Source organism: Mesobacillus maritimus (genome assembly GCF_023715205.1).
Lineage (GTDB): Bacteria > Bacillota > Bacilli > Bacillales > Cytobacillaceae > Mesobacillus_B > Mesobacillus_B maritimus_C.
In genome coordinates this window covers 1-255 of the sequence record NZ_JAMBNR010000132.1, presented here as the reverse complement: position 1 = coordinate 255, position 255 = coordinate 1, and the positions used below count along the sequence as shown (strand labels likewise).

The 255-nt window shown below is 33.7% G+C and carries 1 protein-coding gene; it reads right to left on the bottom strand.

From position 1 onward, the window contains the following. Positions 1-239, bottom strand: a 239-nt coding sequence (locus tag M3182_RS25955) for a helix-turn-helix domain-containing protein (RefSeq protein WP_251560694.1), incomplete at its 3' end; no start/stop codon positions are given. Positions 240-255: the final 16 nt, after the last annotated feature.

The window sequence follows — 255 nt, the reverse complement described above, 5'->3', positions numbered from 1 at the left end:
GAAGCACCTGTCTCTAGCATAAATTGTATCGTATCTAATTTAAATTTAATAGAATAAGCTTCCTTCATTTTTCTTCGCTTTAATCCTTCAACCCCTTGGGTCTTATAGGCTCTTACCCAATCTTGTATTGGTGTTTGAGAGGGCATATTGTATTTCTTCGCCAATGAGTTATATCCAAGATTTCCATGTAAATACTCAGTAACAAGCTTTATTTTAAATTCCTCACTATATTTGACCATAAAAACACCCCCAAAA